Origin of the sequence: Rugamonas rivuli, from assembly GCF_009380165.1 — a bacterium.
Classification (GTDB): Bacteria; Pseudomonadota; Gammaproteobacteria; order Burkholderiales; family Burkholderiaceae_D; genus Rugamonas; species Rugamonas rivuli.
In genome coordinates, this window is record NZ_WHUF01000004.1 from 537,578 (window position 1) to 553,599 (window position 16,022).

Here is a 16,022-nt window from a genome sequence, read left to right on the forward strand (position 1 = left end):
TGTCAATAAATAACCCCTGCATGTCAATCCGGCACCTCCCTTGCAGTCCGTAGCGCTGCCTACAATGGACGTAATAACAACAAGGAGACCGCGCCGATGAACGTTCTGCACTACCTGAAGTTTTGCCTGTTCCATGTGGTGGGCCTGCTGGCCGCCGCCGCGCTGTACGCGGGCGGCGATACGACCGCGCTGTCGCTGCTGGGCGTGGTGCTGTTCTATGTGATCGGCGACCTGCTGGGCGGCGACGACCTGAGTACGCCCACACTGCGGCATCACGCCATCCTGACCGGCCAACTGTGGCTGGCGTTGCCGCTGCTGATGCTGATCGTCGGCGCGGCCATGGACAGCTTCATCGCCGGCCGCTACGCCACGCCGCTGCAACTGGCCGCCGCCGTGCTGCTGACAGGCCTGATGATAGGCATGATAGGCACCATCACCGCGCATGAACTGGTGCATCGCACCAAGGAGCCGGCATCGCTGCTGATCGGCCGCTGGCTGCTGGCCTTCAGCTTCGACACCGGCTTCGCCATCGAGCATGTGTACGGCCACCACCGCTACGTCTCCACCGGCGAAGACCCGGCCACGGCGCCGCGCGGACGCAACGTCTACTGGCACATCGTCTGCTCCACGGTCAGGGGCAATATCAGCGCATGGAAGCTGGAACGCAAGCGCCTGGAGCGGCGCGGCCACCGCCAGTACAGCCGTCACAACATGGTGATACGCGGCCACCTGATGAGCGTACTGCTGCTGGCCGCCGCGTGGTACTGGGGCGGCGCTGCGGCGACACTGTTCTTCGCCGTCTGCGCCCTGTGGGGCAAGGCGCTGCTGGAGGTGGTCAACTACATGGAGCACTATGGGCTGGTGCGCAATCCGGCCAAGCCGGTGCAGCCGCGCCATTCGTGGAACACCAACAGGCGCCTGAGCTCATGGACCATGTTCAACCTGACGCGCCACTCGCACCACCACGCCCGCGCCGGCGTGCCTTACCACGACCTGCATCCCTACCCGGACGCGCCGCAGATGATAGGCGGTTATCTGTCGACCATGCTGGTGGCGCTGGTGCCGCCGCTGTGGCATCACCTGATGGCGCCGCGCCTGCAAGCATGGGACCAGCACCTCGCCAACGACGAGGAACGCCAGCTATTGAGCGAAACTGTTTAGCTGGTTTTTCCCGGCGTCGCCACTGCCAGTTGACGGTACTGCGTCGGCGTCACGCCGGTGGTGGCCTTGAACTGGCGCGTGAAGGCGGAATGGTCGCCGTAGCCGCAGGCCTGGGCGATTTCCGCCACGCTGGAGGAGCCCTTCAGCAGGCGCGACGCCGCTTCCACGCGGGTCTGGATGATCATCTGGCGCGGCGTCAGGTGGAAGATGCGCAGGAAGTACCGCTCGATCTGCGCCACCGACATATTCGCCGTGCGCGCCAGCTGGGCCAGTTGCAGCGTCTGGCCGTACTCCTGGTGGATCAGGTTGACCGCCGCCGCCACCTTGCGGTAGGCCGGGTTCTTCTTGTCCGCCATCGCCAGGTCGCGCGAGACGCCGGTCAGGCCGACGATGCGGCCGTGGGCGTCGCGCAGCGCGGTCTTGCGCGTCAGGCACCAGCCGGGGTCGCGGTTGGGATACAGGTGCAGCTCCAGCTGGTCCTCGATATTGCTGCCGCCGGCCAGCACCGCCATGTCCTGCGCCAGGTAGGTCTGGCCAAACGGACGGGCGAATACCTCGGCCGGCGTGCGTCCGATCAGCGCCGCCTTGTGCCGCTGGCCGCAACGCTGTACCAGTGTCTGATTGACCACGACATAGCGGCATTCCACGTCCTTGACGAAGAACACCACATCCGGCAGCGCGTCGAACAGCGCTTCGGAAAAGAAGGGGTCGGCGATGCCGGCGCCCAGCGCGCGGCGGGCGTCATCATGAGGGGGTTCTCTATGCATGAAGGCGATTGTGCCAGCGGCCGGCGGCGGCGTCTCCTGTTTTATCGTCATTGTGCAGATTTCGTCATCCAACATGCGGAGGCGATGCAAGACAGCGCGCCGCCGGAAGCCTAAGATTTGAGCATGAAAACAATCTCCATCATCGACTCCCACACCGGCGGCGAACCGACCCGCCTGGTCATAGACGGCGGCCCCGAACTGGGCCACGGTCCGCTCAGCGAGCGGCTCGCCCTGCTGAAACGCCAGCACGACCGTTTCCGCTCCGCCGTGGTCTGCGAACCACGCGGCTCGGACGTGCTGGTGGGCGCGCTGCTGTGCGAACCGCACGCGCCCGATTGTGCGGCAGGCGTCATCTTCTTTAACAATGTCGGCTACCTCGGCATGTGCGGCCACGGCACCATCGGCCTGATCGCCTCGCTGGCCTTCATGGGCCGCATCGGCGCCGGCCGCCACCGCATCGATACGCCGGTCGGCGTGGTCGAGGCGGAGCTGCATGCCGACGGCAGCGTCACGGTGGACAACGTGGCCTCCTACCGCACGCAGTCGCAGGTGACGGTCGAGGTGCCGGGCCATGGTCCGGTCACGGGTGACGTGGCCTGGGGCGGCAACTGGTTCTTCCTGGTTTCCGGTCATGGACTGGAACTGGGCGTGGGTAACGTGGAGGCGCTGACCGCCTACAGCGTGGCCGTGGGCGCGGCACTGGAAAAGGCCGGCATCACCGGCGAGGGCGGCGCGCTGATCGACCATATCGAGCTGTTCGCGCCATCGCGCACCGGCGCCGACAGCCAGAGCTTCGTGCTCTGCCCCGGCAAGGCCTACGACCGTTCGCCATGCGGCACCGGCACCAGCGCCAAGCTGGCCTGCCTGGCCGCCGACGGCAAGCTGGCCGAGGGCGCGCTGTGGAAGCAGGAAAGCGTGATCGGCAGCGTGTTCGAAGCGTCGTACAGCTATCGCGGCGAGCTGCTGATACCGAGCATCCGTGGCCGCGCCTGGGTCAATTCGCAGGCGCAGCTGATACTCGATCCGACCGATCCCTTCGTATGGGGCATACGGTGATACAGACCGACGTAATCGTCATCGGCGCCGGCATTGTCGGCGCGGCCTGTGCGGACGCGCTGAGCCAGCGCGGCATGCGGGTAAAGGTGATCGAGCAGGACATGGCCGGCAGCGGCGCCACCGCCGCCGGCATGGGCCACCTGGTGGTCATGGACGACAACCCGGCGGAGCTGGCGTTGTCGGCGTACTCGGTCTCGCTGTGGAATTCGCTGGTCGGCGACCTGCCGCAGCGCCACGAGTACAGCCGCTGCGGCACCATCTGGGTGGCCGCAGACGAAGAAGAAATGGCGGCGGCGCGCGCCAAGGCCGACACCCTGTCCGCCTACGGCATCGCCTGCGAGCTGCTGGCGCCTGCCGCGCTGTACGAGCGTGAACCGCAACTGCGTCCCGGCCTGGCCGGTGGCCTGCTGGTTTCCGGCGACGGCCTGGTGTACCCGCCCAAGAGCGCGCGCATCCTGCTGGACCGGGCGATACGCCGTGGCGCCACCACGCTGCGCGGCAGCGTCGCCGCCATCGAGGACAACGGCGTGCTGCTGGCCGACGGTATGCGCTATCAGGCGCAGCACGTGGTGCTGGCCGCAGGATCGCGCTCGACCGCGCTGCTGCCGGAACTGCCGGTGCAGCCCAAGAAGGGCCACATCGCCATCACCGACCGCTATCCCGGTTTTGTCCACCACCAGCTGGTGGAACTTGGTTATATCAAAAGCGCCCACGCCGCCAGCGGCGATTCGGTCGCGTTCAATTTGCAGCCCCGTCCTACCGGACAAGTACTGATCGGCTCCTCCCGCCAGTTCGACACGATCGACCTGGCGGTGGAGCCGGCCATGCTGCAACGCATGCTGCGCCATGCCGCCGCGTTCACGCCCGCACTGGCGCAACTGAACGTGCTGCGCTGCTGGACCGGCCTGCGTGCCGCCACGCCGGACGGCCTGCCGCTGATCGGCCCCCACGCCGCGCGGCGCGGACTGTGGCTGGCGACGGGACATGAAGGACTGGGCATCACCACCTCGCTGGCGACGGCGCAGCTGCTGGCCGCCCAGATGAACGGCGACAGCACGCGCATCCCCGCCAGCCCTTACCTGCCGGGACGCTTCCATGCCTGACGTCGTCCTCAACATCAACGGCCACGATATCCGCGTGGCGCAAGGCGTCAGCGTGGCCGCCGCCATCGCCATGGCCGGCAGCGCCGTCACCCGGCGCGCGGTCGGCGGCGCGGCGCGCGCGCCCTTGTGCGGCATGGGCGTGTGCCAGGAATGCCGCGTCACCATCGATGGCCGCATGCATCAACTGTCGTGCCAGACGCTGTGCGCGGACGGCATGCGCGTTGCCACCTGCGAGGTGCGCCCATGAGCCGCTACGACGTATTGGTAGTCGGCGCCGGACCGGCCGGGCTGGCGGCCGCACATGCAGCCGCTGCGCACGGAGCGCGGGTCGGCATCGTCGACGACAACCCGCTGGCCGGCGGCCAGATATGGCGCGGCGGCCCGGATCAACAAAAGGATGGGCGCGCGCAAAGAATGTGGAGCGACCTGCTGGCCGCGCCCAACGTCATCCGCCTGCCGCAGACGCGCGTGCTGTATGCGCCGGAGCCGGGCCAGCTGCGCGTGCAGACGCCGACGTCCGCCGCCACGCTGCATTACGAAAAACTGATACTGGCCACCGGCGCGCGCGAGCGGCTGCTGCCCTTCCCCGGCTGGACACTGCCCGGCGTTACCGGCGCCGGCGGCTTGCAGGCGCTGTCCAAGGGCGGCTATCCGGTGCAGGGCAAGCGCGTGGTGGTGGCGGGCAGTGGTCCGCTGCTGCTGGCGGTGGCCGCGACCCTGCGCGACAAGGGCGCGGAGATCGTCGCCATCGTCGAGCAGGCACCCTTGCAGGCATTGGCGCGCTTTGGATTCGGCCTGCTGGCGACGCCTTCCAAAATCACGCAGGCGCTGCAACTGGCGGCGCAGCTGGGCGGCATCCCCTACCTGCGCAACAGCCATGTGCATTCGGCGCACGGCGACGGCACGCTGCAATCGATACTGATACAGCGCGGCGGCGCCCGCGAGCTGGAGGCGCTGCAATGCGACTACCTGGCCTGCGGCTACGGCCTGCTGCCCAACGTCGAACTGGCGCAGGCGCTGGGCTGCGCCACCGTGTCGCGCAACGGGCAGACCAGCGTGCAGGTGGACGAGGAACAGCACACTTCCGTCTCCGGCGTGTACTGCGCCGGCGAGGGCACGGGCGTCGGCGGCGTCGACCTGGCGCTGGCCGAGGGCCGCATCGCCGGCCTGATGGCAAGCGGCCAGCACACCGCCGCGCAGGAAATGCACGCCGAGCGCGCGCGCTGGAAAAAATTCGCGGTTCGGCTGGAGCGCGCGTTTGCGCTGCGGCCGGAGCTGCTGGCACTGGCCGGCGACGACACCATCGTCTGCCGCTGCGAAGACGTCTGCCACGGCGAGCTGCGCACGCACACCAGCTGGCGCAGCGCCAAGCTGCAGACGCGCTGCGGCATGGGGCCGTGCCAGGGCCGCATCTGCGGCGGCGCCACGGAACTGCTGTACGGCTGGCGGCCGGACGCGGTGCGCATGCCGATTTCACCGGCCCGCGTGGCCAGCATCATCGATTAATAACACCCACCGATTCATCACAAGGAGAACAGCATGGCAGCAGCAAAATGGGAAGGGGTCTTCCCCGCAGTAACCACCAAGTTCAAAGAGAACGAGGATCTCGACCACGCAGAGATGGAAAAGCACTTTAACTTCCAGATCGACAGCGGCGTGCACGCGCTGCTGACCTGCGGCTCGCTGGGTGAAGCCAGCACGCTGTCGTTCGACGAAAAGCTGGCCGTCACCAAGACCGCGCTGAACGTCGCCGCCGGCCGCGTGCCGGTGCTGGTCAACGTCAGCGAAACCCGCACCGCCACCGCCTGCCGCTTCGTCGAGAAGGCGCATGAGATGGGCGTGCAGGGTCTGATGGTGATGCCGTCGGTGCTGTACGCGGCCGACTCGCGCGAAGCGATGGACAATCTGCGCGTGATCGCCAAGGCGGCGCAGCTGCCTATCATGGTCTACAACAATCCGGTGTCGTACAAGGTCGACCTGACGCCTGAGGACTTCAAGGAACTGGCCGATTGCGAGTGGATCGTCGCGATCAAGGAATCGACCGACAATGTGCGCCGCATCACCGACCTGCGCAACGCCGTCGGCCATCGCTACCAGCTGTTCATGGGCGTGGACGATCTGTCGTTCGAAGGCCTGGCGGTGGGCGCGGACGGCCTGCTGGCCGGCCTGGTGGTGGCCTTCCCGAAAGAGACCGTGGCGCTGTACAAGCTGATGAAGGCGAAGCGCTGGGATGAAGCGCTCAAGCTGTATCAGTGGTTCATGCCGCTGATGCACCTGGACGTGTCGACCAAGCTGGTACAGAACCTGAAGCTGGTGGAAACGCTGGCCGGCGTCGGCAACGAGTACGTGCGCCGTCCGCGCCAGCCGCTGCAAGGCGCCGACCGCGCCCGCGTCACGGCCGTGGTCCAGCAGGCGCTGGCTACCCGTCCGGACGTCAGCCTGCTGTTCTAAGCCTGGCGCTTGATGGTCGAGCCGCGCAGGATCAGTTGCGGCTCGATCGTGGTGGCGCTGGTGGCTGGCTTGCCGTCGATGGCGGCGATCAGCTTTTCCATCGCGGCCACGCCCATGCGTTCGCTCTGCAGGTCCACCGTGGTCAGTGCCGGCGACGTGTACTGGCCGTACTCGATGTTGTCGAAGCCGGCCACCGACATCTGCTCCGGCAGCTTGAAGCCCAGCGTCTGCGCGGCTTTCATGAAGCCCAGCGCGATCAGATCGTTGTAGCAGATCAGCGCATCCGGGTGCTCGGCGCCCAGCATGATGGACGAGCATACGCGCTCGCCTTCGGCCGCCGTCGGCGCTCCCGCTTCATACACCGTCAGCTCCAGATCATGCGCGGCCAGGCAGGCGCGGATGCCGGCCAGGCGTTCCTCGTCGCGCCGCGAACGCGGGAAGCGCAGGTAGCCGATGCGCTTGTGCCCCAGCGAGACCAAGTGCCGCGCCAGCATGTAGGCGCCGCGATGGTCTTCGCTGATCACCCACGGAATCTCCAGCCGCGACAGGCGGCCGAAGTAGACCAGCGGTTTGCCCAGCTCCATCACCCAGTCCATCTCCGATTCCAGCATGCGCGAGAACATGATGATGCCGTCCACGCGGCGGCTCAGCGCTTCGAGCAGAGGACGTTCGCGATCCGGGTTTTCTTCGGTGTCGACCAGCAGCAGCGTGTAGCCGTGCGCCAGCGCGACGCGGTTGGCGCCCTTGACGATGCTGGTGAAGTGCGGATTGCCGACGTCGAGCACCGACAGGCCGATGCTCTTGGTGCGGCCGGTGATCATCGATGCGGCCAGCGGATTGGAACGGTAGCCCAGTTTGGCGATGACTTCCTTGATCGTCGCCTCCACCGCCGGCGAGAAGCGCTGCGCGCCGTTGACGAACTTCGAGACGGTGGCGGTCGAGACGCCTGCAGCGGCGGCCACGTCACGGATGGTTGCTACGTTTTTTTTCATGTTCTGACTGTCGGAGTAGCTAGGCTGCCGGTATGCCGGCAGCGCCAAAGGACAATCTTAGCATGTCGGCATCTATCGATTGCCGCAGTGTCGCATCACAGGTCGGTAATTTCCTTGTGGCGGGGGACCAGCGTCTTCATCACGCACCACGCCACCAGGTAGGCCAGCGCGCAGATGCCGAACATGATCATGTAGCCGGTGCGGATATCGTTGAGCGCCTTGTAGTGGTCGAACACCCAGCCACCCAGCTTGGTCAGCAGCACGCCGCCGATGCCGCCGGCCATGCCGCCGATGCCGATCACCGAGGCCACCGACTTTTGCGGGAACATGTCGGACACGGTGGTGAAGATGTTGGCCGACCACGCCTGGTGCGCCGAGGCGCCCACGCCGATCAGCAGCACCGGCACCCAGAAGCTGATTGCGCCCAGCGGCTGCGCCAGCAGCACCACCAGCGGGAAGAAGGCGATCACCAGCATGGCTTTCATGCGGCCGTCGTACGGCGCGTAGCCGCGCGCCATGAAGTAGCTGGGGAACCAGCCGCCGCCGATGGAACCGATCATGGTCATGCTGTACAGGACGGCCAGCGGCACGACGATGGCGTCGCCCTTCATGCCGTACTGCGCCGACAGATAGGTCGGCAGCCAGAACAGGAAGAACCACCACACGCCGTCGGTCATGAACTTGCCGAAGGCGAAGGCCCAGGTCTGGCGGTACTTCAGCAGCTGGAACCACGAGACTTTTTTCGCGTCGGCGGCCGGGGCCGCGCCGCCGGCCGGCGCCGGCTGGTCGCTGCGGATGTAGGCCAGCTCCTGCGCGGACAGGCGCGGCTGCCGGTCCGGCTTGTCGTACAGCGTAAGCCATACGCTCATCCAGATGAAGCCCAGCATGCCGATCATGATGAACGCGGCCTGCCAGCCCCAGATGCCGGCGATCAGCGGCACGCAGATCGGCGCCAGGATGGCGCCGACGTTGGCGCCGGAGTTGAAGATGCCGGTGGCGAAGGAGCGTTCCTTCTTCGGGAAGTATTCGGCGGTGGCCTTGATCGCGGCCGGGAAGTTGCCGGCCTCGCCGACCGCCAGCACGGCGCGCGAAATCATGAAGCCGACGATGGACGGCGCGGCGGCGATGCCGAAGGCACCCAGCAGCACGCCGGCGCCCTCGCCCATGGGCACCGAGAACGCGTGCATCAGCGCGCCCAGCGACCAGATCGTGATGGCCAGCACGTAGGCGGCCTTGGTGCCGATCTTGTCGACCACGCGGCCGGCGAACAGCATCGAGATGGCGTAGACGAACTGGAAGGCGGCGGCGATGTTGGCGTAGTCGGTATTGCTCCAGCCGAATTCCTTGGACAGATCCGGCGCCAGCAGGCTCAACACCTGGCGGTCCAGGTAGTTGACGGTGGTGGCAAAAAACAACAGTGCACAGATGGTCCATCGGTATTTACCGACGGTTTGTCCCACCGCTTGCGCGTTCACAGGCTCGCTCAGGTTCATGGCATCACTTCTATTTTGGTTTTTGGTGATGATCTCTCGGTCTCCACGAGATCACTCTAGTCGTATGTCATCGTACAACCATAAAAGAGCTTAAGCAAGCGGAAAGATGCGCTTTCCCGAGGAGTTGTGGCGCGGGGATGGGCCGGCAGGCGGTCCTTCCCCGCAATGTCGTATGATGACATTAAATGCAACTATGCGGTTTTGCCGCCGCTGCCCTTGGCCAGCAGCAGCGCCACCAGGCTGATCAGCGCCGCGCCGGACAGATAGTAGCCGACGTATTGCAGGCCGTAGTTGGTCGCCAGCCAGGTGGCGGCGTACGGCGCCAGCGAGGCGCCCAGGATGCCGGCCAGGTTGAATGTCAGCGAGGCGCCGGTGTAGCGCACCTCGGCCGGGAACAGCTCGGACAGCATGGTGCCCAGCGGGCCGTAGGTCATGCCCATCAGGCCCAGGCCCAGCGACAGGAACACCGTCACCTGCAGGCTGCTGCCGGAACCGAACATCGGCGCCATCGTCAGGCCGAACAGGGCGATCGCTGCCGACACCCAGATCAGCGTGGTGCGGCGGCCGTAGCGGTCGGCCCACAGCGCGGCGACGGGGATGGTCAGGCCGAAGAAGATCACGGCGAACAGCTGCTGGATCAGGAAGTCCTTGCGGGTGAACTTGAGCGCGCTGGTGCCCCAGCTCAGCGCGAACACCGTCATCAGGTAGAACAGCACGAAGGTGGCCAGCGCGATCAGCGTGCCCAGCACCAGCACGCGGCGGTGGTCGCGCCACACCGTCACCACCGGCACTTTGACGCGTTCGTTCTTGTCCAGCACCTTCTGGAAGTCCGGCGTTTCATGGATCTTCAGGCGGATGTACAGGCCGACGATCACCAGCAGCGAGCTGGCCAGGAAGGGTATGCGCCAGCCGTAGCTGAAGAATTCGGCGTCGCTCAGCGTTTGGCTCAGCAGCAGGAAGATGCCGCCCGACAGGAAGAAGCCGATCGGCGCGCCCAGCTGCGGGAACATTCCGTACCAGGCGCGCTTGCCCGGCGGTGCGTTCTCGGTGGCCAGCAGCACGGCGCCGCCCCACTCGCCGCCCAGCCCCAGGCCCTGGCCGAAGCGGCACAGCGCCAGCAGCGCCGGCGCCAGCGTGCCGATAGCAGCATAGGTCGGCAGCGCGCCGATCACCACGGTCGAGAGACCCATGGTCAGCAGCGCCGCCACCAGCGTGGCCTTGCGGCCGATGCGGTCGCCGAAGTGGCCGAACACGGCCGAACCCACCGGGCGCGCGAAGAAGGCGATGGCGAACGTGGCCAGCGATTGCAGCGTGGCGGCGGCGGGGTCGCTGGCGGGGAAGAACAGTTTGGGGAACACCAGCACGGCGGCGGTGGCGTAGATGTAGAAGTCGAAGAATTCGATCGTGGTGCCGATCAGGCTGGCAAACAGCACGGTGGCCGGGGAATTGGCCTTGGGCGATCCGGGGTGAGGCTGAGACTGACTCATACTTGACGCTCCTGCAAGTGGGTGGTGCGATCCATCATACACACCACCCTTGCCTGCTGCCAAGCAGATAAGTTTGCCCCCTAGGTATCGATTTGGGCGAAGGCGGCGGCGATGTCGTCGGCCTTCAGCGGGCGCACCAGGCGGGCCACTTCCTGGCCGTCGCGCAGGAAGATCAGCGTCGGCCACAGCTTGACGCGGTAGGAGCGGCCCAGGGCGCGGCCGGGGCCGTCCTCGACCTTGTAGTGGCGCACGCCCTCGTGGCCGGCATAGGCTTGCGCCAATGGCGCCTGCGCCGCCATGCAGTGGCCGCACCAGTTGGCGCCGAACTCCAGCAGCGTGGCGCCGGCCAGGGCGTCGACGGTGGCGCGGTCGGGCGCGGTGGGAAGGTAGACTTTTTCCATGTCAGGACTTGGCTTTGGGTTGGACCGCGGCGCAAGGATCGGGGCGCGGCTGCGGCGCCACAGTGTAGCTGGCGTCGTAGCGGCCGCTGTCGGCCTTGCCTTCGACATAGCCTTCGCTGCGCACCGTCAGCACCGGCGCCACCGCATTGATCCAGCGCGCCACGCCGATGTCCTTGCGCACGTGGCCGTTGCCGGCGATCAGCACCACGTCGCGCGGCTGCTGGTCGCGCACGATCTTGGCCATCCAGATGTCGCGCGAGACCTGGGCGTTGACCATGCCCTCGACCATCATCTCCGGCAGCATATTGCAGTGGCCGGCGACGATTTCCGTCTGCTGGCCGCCGCGCACGTCGGCCGGCAGCGGCTGGTCGAGGCGGTAGTCGCGGATGCTCTTCGGGTCGAAGGTGGCGGTGACGCCGTCGCGCACCGCGCGCGCGGCGTCGGCGCGCGACAGGTTGCCGGCGATCAGCGGCAACTGGTAGGTCAGCGCCAGCTGGATCACCGGATAGTAGAGCTGCCAGTCCCAGCGCGGGCCGCCGACCACGCGGATCACGCATTGCGCGTCCAGGCAGCCTTTCTGGGCTTTGCTCAGCACATCCTGGTTTTCCCGGTCGAACTGTTCCATGACGATGGCCGGGCGCCAGCCCGCCTCCACCCGCTGGCGCAGCAGCTCATAGCGCAGCTTGTGGCCGGCCGCGTTGTCGTGCACTTCGCCCAGCAGCAGCACCTGCGGATTGGCGCCCACCGGCGCCGGCACGGCGCTGCCGACTGCGCTCTTGCCGCCGCTGGCGCAGCCGGCCAGCAGGGCCAGCGCGGCGGCGGCGAACATCCATCCCGGGGTGCGGCTATATGTGGAAATCATCTGTATCCGAGTCCTATGCTATCGAATTATTAGTTGTAAAGTTGAAATCGTCTGCGCCACTGGCTAGCAAGTAAGAAGCGTTGTTGCGTTGCACGATTTGATTGCCTAAAGAAAAATACAGATGGCAATATGTTATTGATTGTGGTTTAATGCTAGACACTTGAGCACGGTTGGAGATTCGTCCGATCTTAGCTTAATGTTTATGTTTTAATGTAGCCTTAACGTCCTGCTTATGCAGCATAGTCAGGAGAGTATTGTGAAGAAGTCGACTTTTATAACGACCATATTGCTGGCCCTGAGCCTGGCGGGAGCTGTGCAAGCTCAGACCGTCAGCCCGGAAAAAAGCAAAGTTGCACCTGCAGCAATTGTACTCGCACATTGCGATGAACATAACACCGCACCGTGCGCCATCGACAGCTCCGCTCCAACGGAGAAGACCGCCTCGGATCGCGATCCAGAGGCGCTGCCGACGAACGACCCGAAAAACCCGCAGGCCGTCGAGCCTGTTGCCGAAGTACCGGAACCGCAAACCTTCGTCATGTTGATGCTGGGCCTGGTAGTACTGGGCTTTGCCACCCGCAACAGCGGCGCGTCGGAGAAGTTTACCGACTGAGGCCGACCGGTCGCCCCATGAAAAAATCCCGCAAGGCTTGCAGCCGGCGGGATTTTTTCATTAAGGCGTCAACCGCTACAGGCCGCACACCGAATGGATGTTGGTGATGGCCACGCCGTGCAGGATGGCCCGGCCCATGCAGTACAGCTTTTGCACGCCGTTCTCGGTGCCCAGCACTGCGAATATCGCCACCGCCAGCGCCACGCCTACCAGTATCGCCAAGCCTTTGAGTGTGTCCTTGTCCATGGCGGCATTCTAGCTTGGCGCCGGACGCCTAGGCAACGGCGGCGGCCAGCGTGTAGTCGAAATCGTAGTAGTGCTTGCCGCCTTCGATGCGGATGTGCAAAGCGCCGGCCAGGCCGGATAACTCTTCCTGGCCGGAATCGGCGACCACCGCCACCGTCAGTCCGGCCGCGCCGCGGTCCATGGTGCCGGTGTGGCACAGCAGGAAGCTGCCGCGCCGGCCATCGAGCGTGCCCTGTACTTTTTCCATCGCCACATAAGCGCCCGAGCCCAGCGCGCGGTCCATAAAGGCCAGCATCTCGCCCTTGCCGACGGCATCCAGCGCGCCGTGGTATTGCTTGTCCAGCGACATGCGGCCGATGCCGCTCTCGGCCGCCACGGCCGACATGCTTTCGGGCGCCATCTTGACGTTGAATTCACCGCTGATCTTGGGCATTGCTCACCTTTCAAGTGTGGAGACGGGCATCGGGCTGCAGCGCGGCGGGATCGTCGACCGGCGTCACGCAGGGCATGCGCAGCACGAAACTGGCGCCCTGGCCCAGGATGCTGGAGACGGTAATGGTGCCGCCAAACTGCTTGGCGATCAAGTTGAATACGATATTGAGTCCGAGGCCGGTGCCGCCCTGCCCGCGCCGCGTGGTGACGAAGGGATCGAACACCTTGTCCAGCATGTCCGGCGGGATGCCCTTGCCGTTGTCGACCACCTGCATCTCGATCCAGTCGGCCTGCTGGGCGACGCCGATGGTGATGCGGCCCTCGTCGCCGGCGTCGAAGGCGTGCTCGACGCAGTTGAGCGTCAGGTTGGTGATGACCTGGGCCAGCGCGCCCGGATAGCTGTCGAGCATGATGTCCGGCGGGCAGGCGATGCTGACGGTGATGTGGGTCTTCTTCAGCTTGGGCTGCAGGCTGGACACCACCTCGTTGATGTAGTCGCGCAATTCGAAGCGGCGCCGCGCCTCGCTGACCTGGTCGACCGCGATCTGCTTGAAGCTGTGGATCAGGTGGGCCGCGCGGTAGGCGTTGTTCATGATCAGGCGCGTGCTCTCGGCCGCCGTTTCCAGGTAGCGCATGATGTCGGATTTCTTGATGTTGCCGTCCTCGACAGACTGGTGCACCTTCTCGGTGGCTTCCATCAGCACCGAGGCGCTGGTCAGCGCGATGCCGACCGGGGTGTTGATCTCGTGCGCGACGCCGGCCACCAGCCCGCCCAGCGAGGCCAGCCGCTCGGCCTGCAGCAGCGATTCCTGCGTGCGGCGCAGGTCGTCGAGCGCCTTGGCCGTGGTCTGGGCCGATTTGCGGGCCTCGTCCTCGGCCTCGCGGATGCGCTGGATATTCGATTTCACCTTGCGCTGGATGGCGTTGAAGCCGCGGATCACCTCGCCCAGTTCGTCGTGGCGGCTGTCCGGCAGCTCTTCCACCTCGTCGCTGCCGCGCGTGGCCAGGTCGAACAGGCCGTCGCGCAGGCGCTTGAGCGGATCGAACACGATGCGCAGCGATAGCGCCAACGCCGCCACCAGGATCAGGTCCAGCAGCAGCACCTCGGTGACTTTGCGGCGCACTTCGGCGGCCAGCGTGGCGTCGATCTGGGCGCGGCTGAAGTTGACCACCACGCGGCCGACCACCACCGGCTTGAGCGAGGCGCCGGCGGCGCCGGAATCGCGGTAGGCCAGGTCGGCCACCACCGGCGAACCGCCGACGGCGGCGTCGTTCTCGATCGAGGTGACGGTGCCGTTATCGTTGCGCAGCTTGCCGGAGAACAGGCCGACCGAGGTGTCGTAGACGCGGATGGAAACCAGCTCGGGCGGCAGCATTTCGGCGGCCACGATGTTGTCGACCTTGGCCTTGTCCAGGTCCCACAGCGCCGACGGCAGGCTGGTTTGCAGACGGGTCAGCACGCCCTGGCGCAGGCGCTGGCTGCTCACTTCCAGCTCGTGGCCCAGGCTGTATTGGGCATAGGTGCCGGAAATACCCAGCACCAGCGTCACGATGACCACGAACAGCAGCGTCAAGCGGCCTTGGATACCGAACATCGACCAACCTCCCTGCGTTTATAGAATTGACGGCAACGTCCCAATGTACGGTATGGCATGCGACTTGGCAAGTTATGGCAGGGCACGGCAGACTTTGCTTGCACGCAATGGTAAGATCGTGCAATGTAGACGAGGTAGCAAAATGGGAGGGCATCATGGCAGGTAATTATCATCAACTGACACTGGCGGAGGTACGGCCGGGCATGGTCCTGTCGGACGTGCTGCTGGACGTGCAGGGCCATGTGCTGCTGCCGCAGGGGACGGTGTTGACCGAGGCCATGCTGGCGTTGATGCCGCGCCACGGCATCGCCGTGCTGCCCATCCTGAAAGACGAAGTATCGCCGGAAGTGGCCCAGGCCGCGCTGAACCACCACGAGGCGCGCATCGCCCGCCTGTTCCGCAAAAACGACGCCGACAGCGACAGCGACTGGGCCACCGCTCTGCTGCGCCGCTTCGTGTCGGATTTCCGCCTGGGCATGGAGGAGGCGCCCGAGCATGAGTAATACGCTGACTTACGACGACGTCGTCCGCACGCTGGACGACCTGCCCTCGCTGCCGGCGGTGGTGATGGAGCTGCTCAACAGCATAGACCAGGACGACGTCGATATCTCGGTGCTGGCCAAGAAGGTGTCCTACGACCAGGCGCTGACCGCCAAGACGCTGCGGCTGGCCAACTCCTCGCTGTACGGACTGCAGGTCAAAGTGACCACCATCCAGCAGGCCATCACCTACCTGGGCTTCCAGACCACGCGCAACCTGATCACGGCGGCCGCCGTCACCGGCTGCTTCGCCGAGGGCCACTGCCCGGGCTTCGACCACAAGGCGTTCTGGCGCCACTCGATCGCCACCGCCGCCTGCGCCAAGGTGCTGGCGCGGCAGATGCGCTTCAACCAGGACTACGCCTTCACGGCCGGGCTGCTGCACGACATCGGCAGGCTGGTGCTGGTCTCGTGCTTCCCGAACCAGTATTCGGAAACCATCGCCTACCGCGACGAGCACGACTGTTACCTGCTGGAAGCGGAGCGCAGCGTGCTGGGCGTCGACCACGTCGACGCCGGCATGGCGCTGGCGGAACACTGGAATTTTTCCGATACGATGCGGCTGGCCATCGGCGGCCACCATGACCCGGAAGCGCCGGGCGCAGGGTTCCTGGCGGCCATCATCCATGTGGCCGATGCTATCGTGCACGCGCTCGATCTGGCGCAGGCGCCGGACGATCTGGTGCCGCCGGTTTCCACCGTGGCCTGGACTGCGCTGGGCCTCGATGAGGAAATCTATCTGCAATTGTTCCGCGAGACGGAACTGCAATATGAAGAAATTTCGATGGTGCTGCTGAGCTGATCAGTTGCAGCGGGCTCCCTGC

General features: G+C 65.8%; 18 protein-coding genes. 9 read left to right on the forward strand and 9 right to left on the reverse strand.

Going from position 1 to position 16,022, the window contains the following annotated elements:
- Positions 1-96: 96 nt before the first annotated feature.
- A complete protein-coding gene (locus tag GEV01_RS17375; protein ID WP_152806670.1) occupies positions 97-1,161 on the forward strand; it encodes an alkane 1-monooxygenase in 1,065 nt (354 codons plus the stop codon).
- Here the strand turns inward: GEV01_RS17375 and GEV01_RS17380 are convergent.
- Positions 1,158-2,003, reverse strand: coding sequence for an AraC family transcriptional regulator (locus GEV01_RS17380; RefSeq protein WP_152806672.1), 846 nt, complete (start codon positions 2,001-2,003; stop codon positions 1,158-1,160). The two genes, GEV01_RS17375 and GEV01_RS17380, sit on opposite strands and share 4 nt — an antisense overlap.
- 48 nt (positions 2,004-2,051) lie before the next feature.
- Here GEV01_RS17380 and GEV01_RS17385 point away from each other — a divergent pair, with 48 nt between their 5' ends.
- Genes GEV01_RS17385 through GEV01_RS17405 form a run of 5 tightly spaced genes read left to right on the forward strand, consistent with a single transcriptional unit; the run spans position 2,052 to position 6,538 of the window.
- Positions 2,052-2,984, forward strand: coding sequence for a 4-hydroxyproline epimerase (locus GEV01_RS17385; RefSeq protein WP_152806674.1), 933 nt, complete (start codon positions 2,052-2,054; stop codon positions 2,982-2,984).
- Positions 2,969-4,087 carry an NAD(P)/FAD-dependent oxidoreductase gene (locus GEV01_RS17390; protein WP_152806676.1) on the forward strand — a complete coding sequence of 373 codons (1,119 nt, stop codon included), beginning with the start codon at positions 2,969-2,971 and terminating at the stop codon, positions 4,085-4,087. Before GEV01_RS17385 ends, GEV01_RS17390 begins: the two co-directional genes overlap by 16 nt.
- Positions 4,080-4,334 carry a 2Fe-2S iron-sulfur cluster-binding protein gene (locus GEV01_RS17395; protein WP_070360736.1) on the forward strand — a complete coding sequence of 85 codons (255 nt, stop codon included), beginning with the start codon at positions 4,080-4,082 and terminating at the stop codon, positions 4,332-4,334. Before GEV01_RS17390 ends, GEV01_RS17395 begins: the two co-directional genes overlap by 8 nt.
- Positions 4,331-5,593 (forward strand): NAD(P)/FAD-dependent oxidoreductase, encoded by a 1,263-nt coding sequence (locus tag GEV01_RS17400; RefSeq protein ID WP_152806678.1) that lies wholly within the window; start codon positions 4,331-4,333, stop codon positions 5,591-5,593. Before GEV01_RS17395 ends, GEV01_RS17400 begins: the two co-directional genes overlap by 4 nt.
- A gap of 33 nt (positions 5,594-5,626) precedes the next feature.
- Positions 5,627-6,538 carry a dihydrodipicolinate synthase family protein gene (locus GEV01_RS17405; protein WP_008451949.1) on the forward strand — a complete coding sequence of 304 codons (912 nt, stop codon included), beginning with the start codon at positions 5,627-5,629 and terminating at the stop codon, positions 6,536-6,538.
- Here the strand turns inward: GEV01_RS17405 and GEV01_RS17410 are convergent.
- From GEV01_RS17410 to GEV01_RS17430, 5 genes are all read right to left on the reverse strand, one after another.
- Complete coding sequence (locus tag GEV01_RS17410) at positions 6,535-7,530, reverse strand: LacI family DNA-binding transcriptional regulator (protein WP_152806680.1); 996 nt, start codon at positions 7,528-7,530, stop codon at positions 6,535-6,537. The genes GEV01_RS17405 and GEV01_RS17410 overlap by 4 nt on opposite strands.
- A 95-nt stretch (positions 7,531-7,625) precedes the next feature.
- The gene (locus GEV01_RS17415; RefSeq protein WP_152806682.1) at positions 7,626-9,023 is read right to left on the reverse strand and encodes an MFS transporter; all 1,398 of its coding nucleotides are present in this window, start codon (positions 9,021-9,023) and stop codon (positions 7,626-7,628) included.
- 191 nt (positions 9,024-9,214) lie between these two features.
- Positions 9,215-10,510 carry an MFS transporter gene (locus tag GEV01_RS17420; RefSeq protein ID WP_152806684.1) on the reverse strand — a complete coding sequence of 432 codons (1,296 nt, stop codon included), beginning with the start codon at positions 10,508-10,510 and terminating at the stop codon, positions 9,215-9,217.
- Positions 10,511-10,590: 80 nt separating this feature from the next.
- Positions 10,591-10,911, reverse strand: a complete 321-nt coding sequence (locus tag GEV01_RS17425; protein ID WP_152806686.1) for a thioredoxin family protein — start codon at positions 10,909-10,911, stop codon at positions 10,591-10,593.
- A 1-nt stretch (position 10,912) separates the two neighbouring features.
- A complete protein-coding gene (locus tag GEV01_RS17430; protein WP_152806688.1) occupies positions 10,913-11,773 on the reverse strand; it encodes a ChaN family lipoprotein in 861 nt (286 codons plus the stop codon).
- 256 nt (positions 11,774-12,029) lie between these two features.
- On the opposite strand from GEV01_RS17430, the gene GEV01_RS17435 reads away from it, so the two are divergent.
- Positions 12,030-12,386 carry a PEP-CTERM sorting domain-containing protein gene (locus GEV01_RS17435; protein ID WP_328595539.1) on the forward strand — a complete coding sequence of 119 codons (357 nt, stop codon included), beginning with the start codon at positions 12,030-12,032 and terminating at the stop codon, positions 12,384-12,386.
- A gap of 75 nt (positions 12,387-12,461) precedes the next feature.
- Here GEV01_RS17435 and GEV01_RS30770 read toward each other — a convergent pair whose 3' ends face one another.
- Genes GEV01_RS30770 through GEV01_RS17445 form a run of 3 tightly spaced genes read right to left on the reverse strand, consistent with a single transcriptional unit; the run spans position 12,462 to position 14,659 of the window.
- Entirely contained in the window at positions 12,462-12,632 is a 171-nt protein-coding gene (locus GEV01_RS30770; protein WP_175023097.1) for a hypothetical protein, read from the reverse strand.
- 28 nt (positions 12,633-12,660) lie between these two features.
- Entirely contained in the window at positions 12,661-13,065 is a 405-nt protein-coding gene (locus GEV01_RS17440; RefSeq protein WP_152806692.1) for a DUF3224 domain-containing protein, read from the reverse strand.
- A 10-nt stretch (positions 13,066-13,075) separates the two neighbouring features.
- Positions 13,076-14,659, reverse strand: coding sequence for a sensor histidine kinase (locus GEV01_RS17445; protein WP_070270766.1), 1,584 nt, complete (start codon positions 14,657-14,659; stop codon positions 13,076-13,078).
- A gap of 155 nt (positions 14,660-14,814) precedes the next feature.
- Here GEV01_RS17445 and GEV01_RS17450 point away from each other — a divergent pair, with 155 nt between their 5' ends.
- Together GEV01_RS17450 and GEV01_RS17455 are read left to right on the forward strand one after the other, a co-directional pair.
- Positions 14,815-15,162 carry a hypothetical protein gene (locus GEV01_RS17450; protein ID WP_152806694.1) on the forward strand — a complete coding sequence of 116 codons (348 nt, stop codon included), beginning with the start codon at positions 14,815-14,817 and terminating at the stop codon, positions 15,160-15,162.
- Positions 15,155-16,000, forward strand: coding sequence for an HDOD domain-containing protein (locus GEV01_RS17455; RefSeq protein WP_152806696.1), 846 nt, complete (start codon positions 15,155-15,157; stop codon positions 15,998-16,000). Before GEV01_RS17450 ends, GEV01_RS17455 begins: the two co-directional genes overlap by 8 nt.
- The last annotated feature ends 22 nt before the right edge of the window (positions 16,001-16,022 follow it).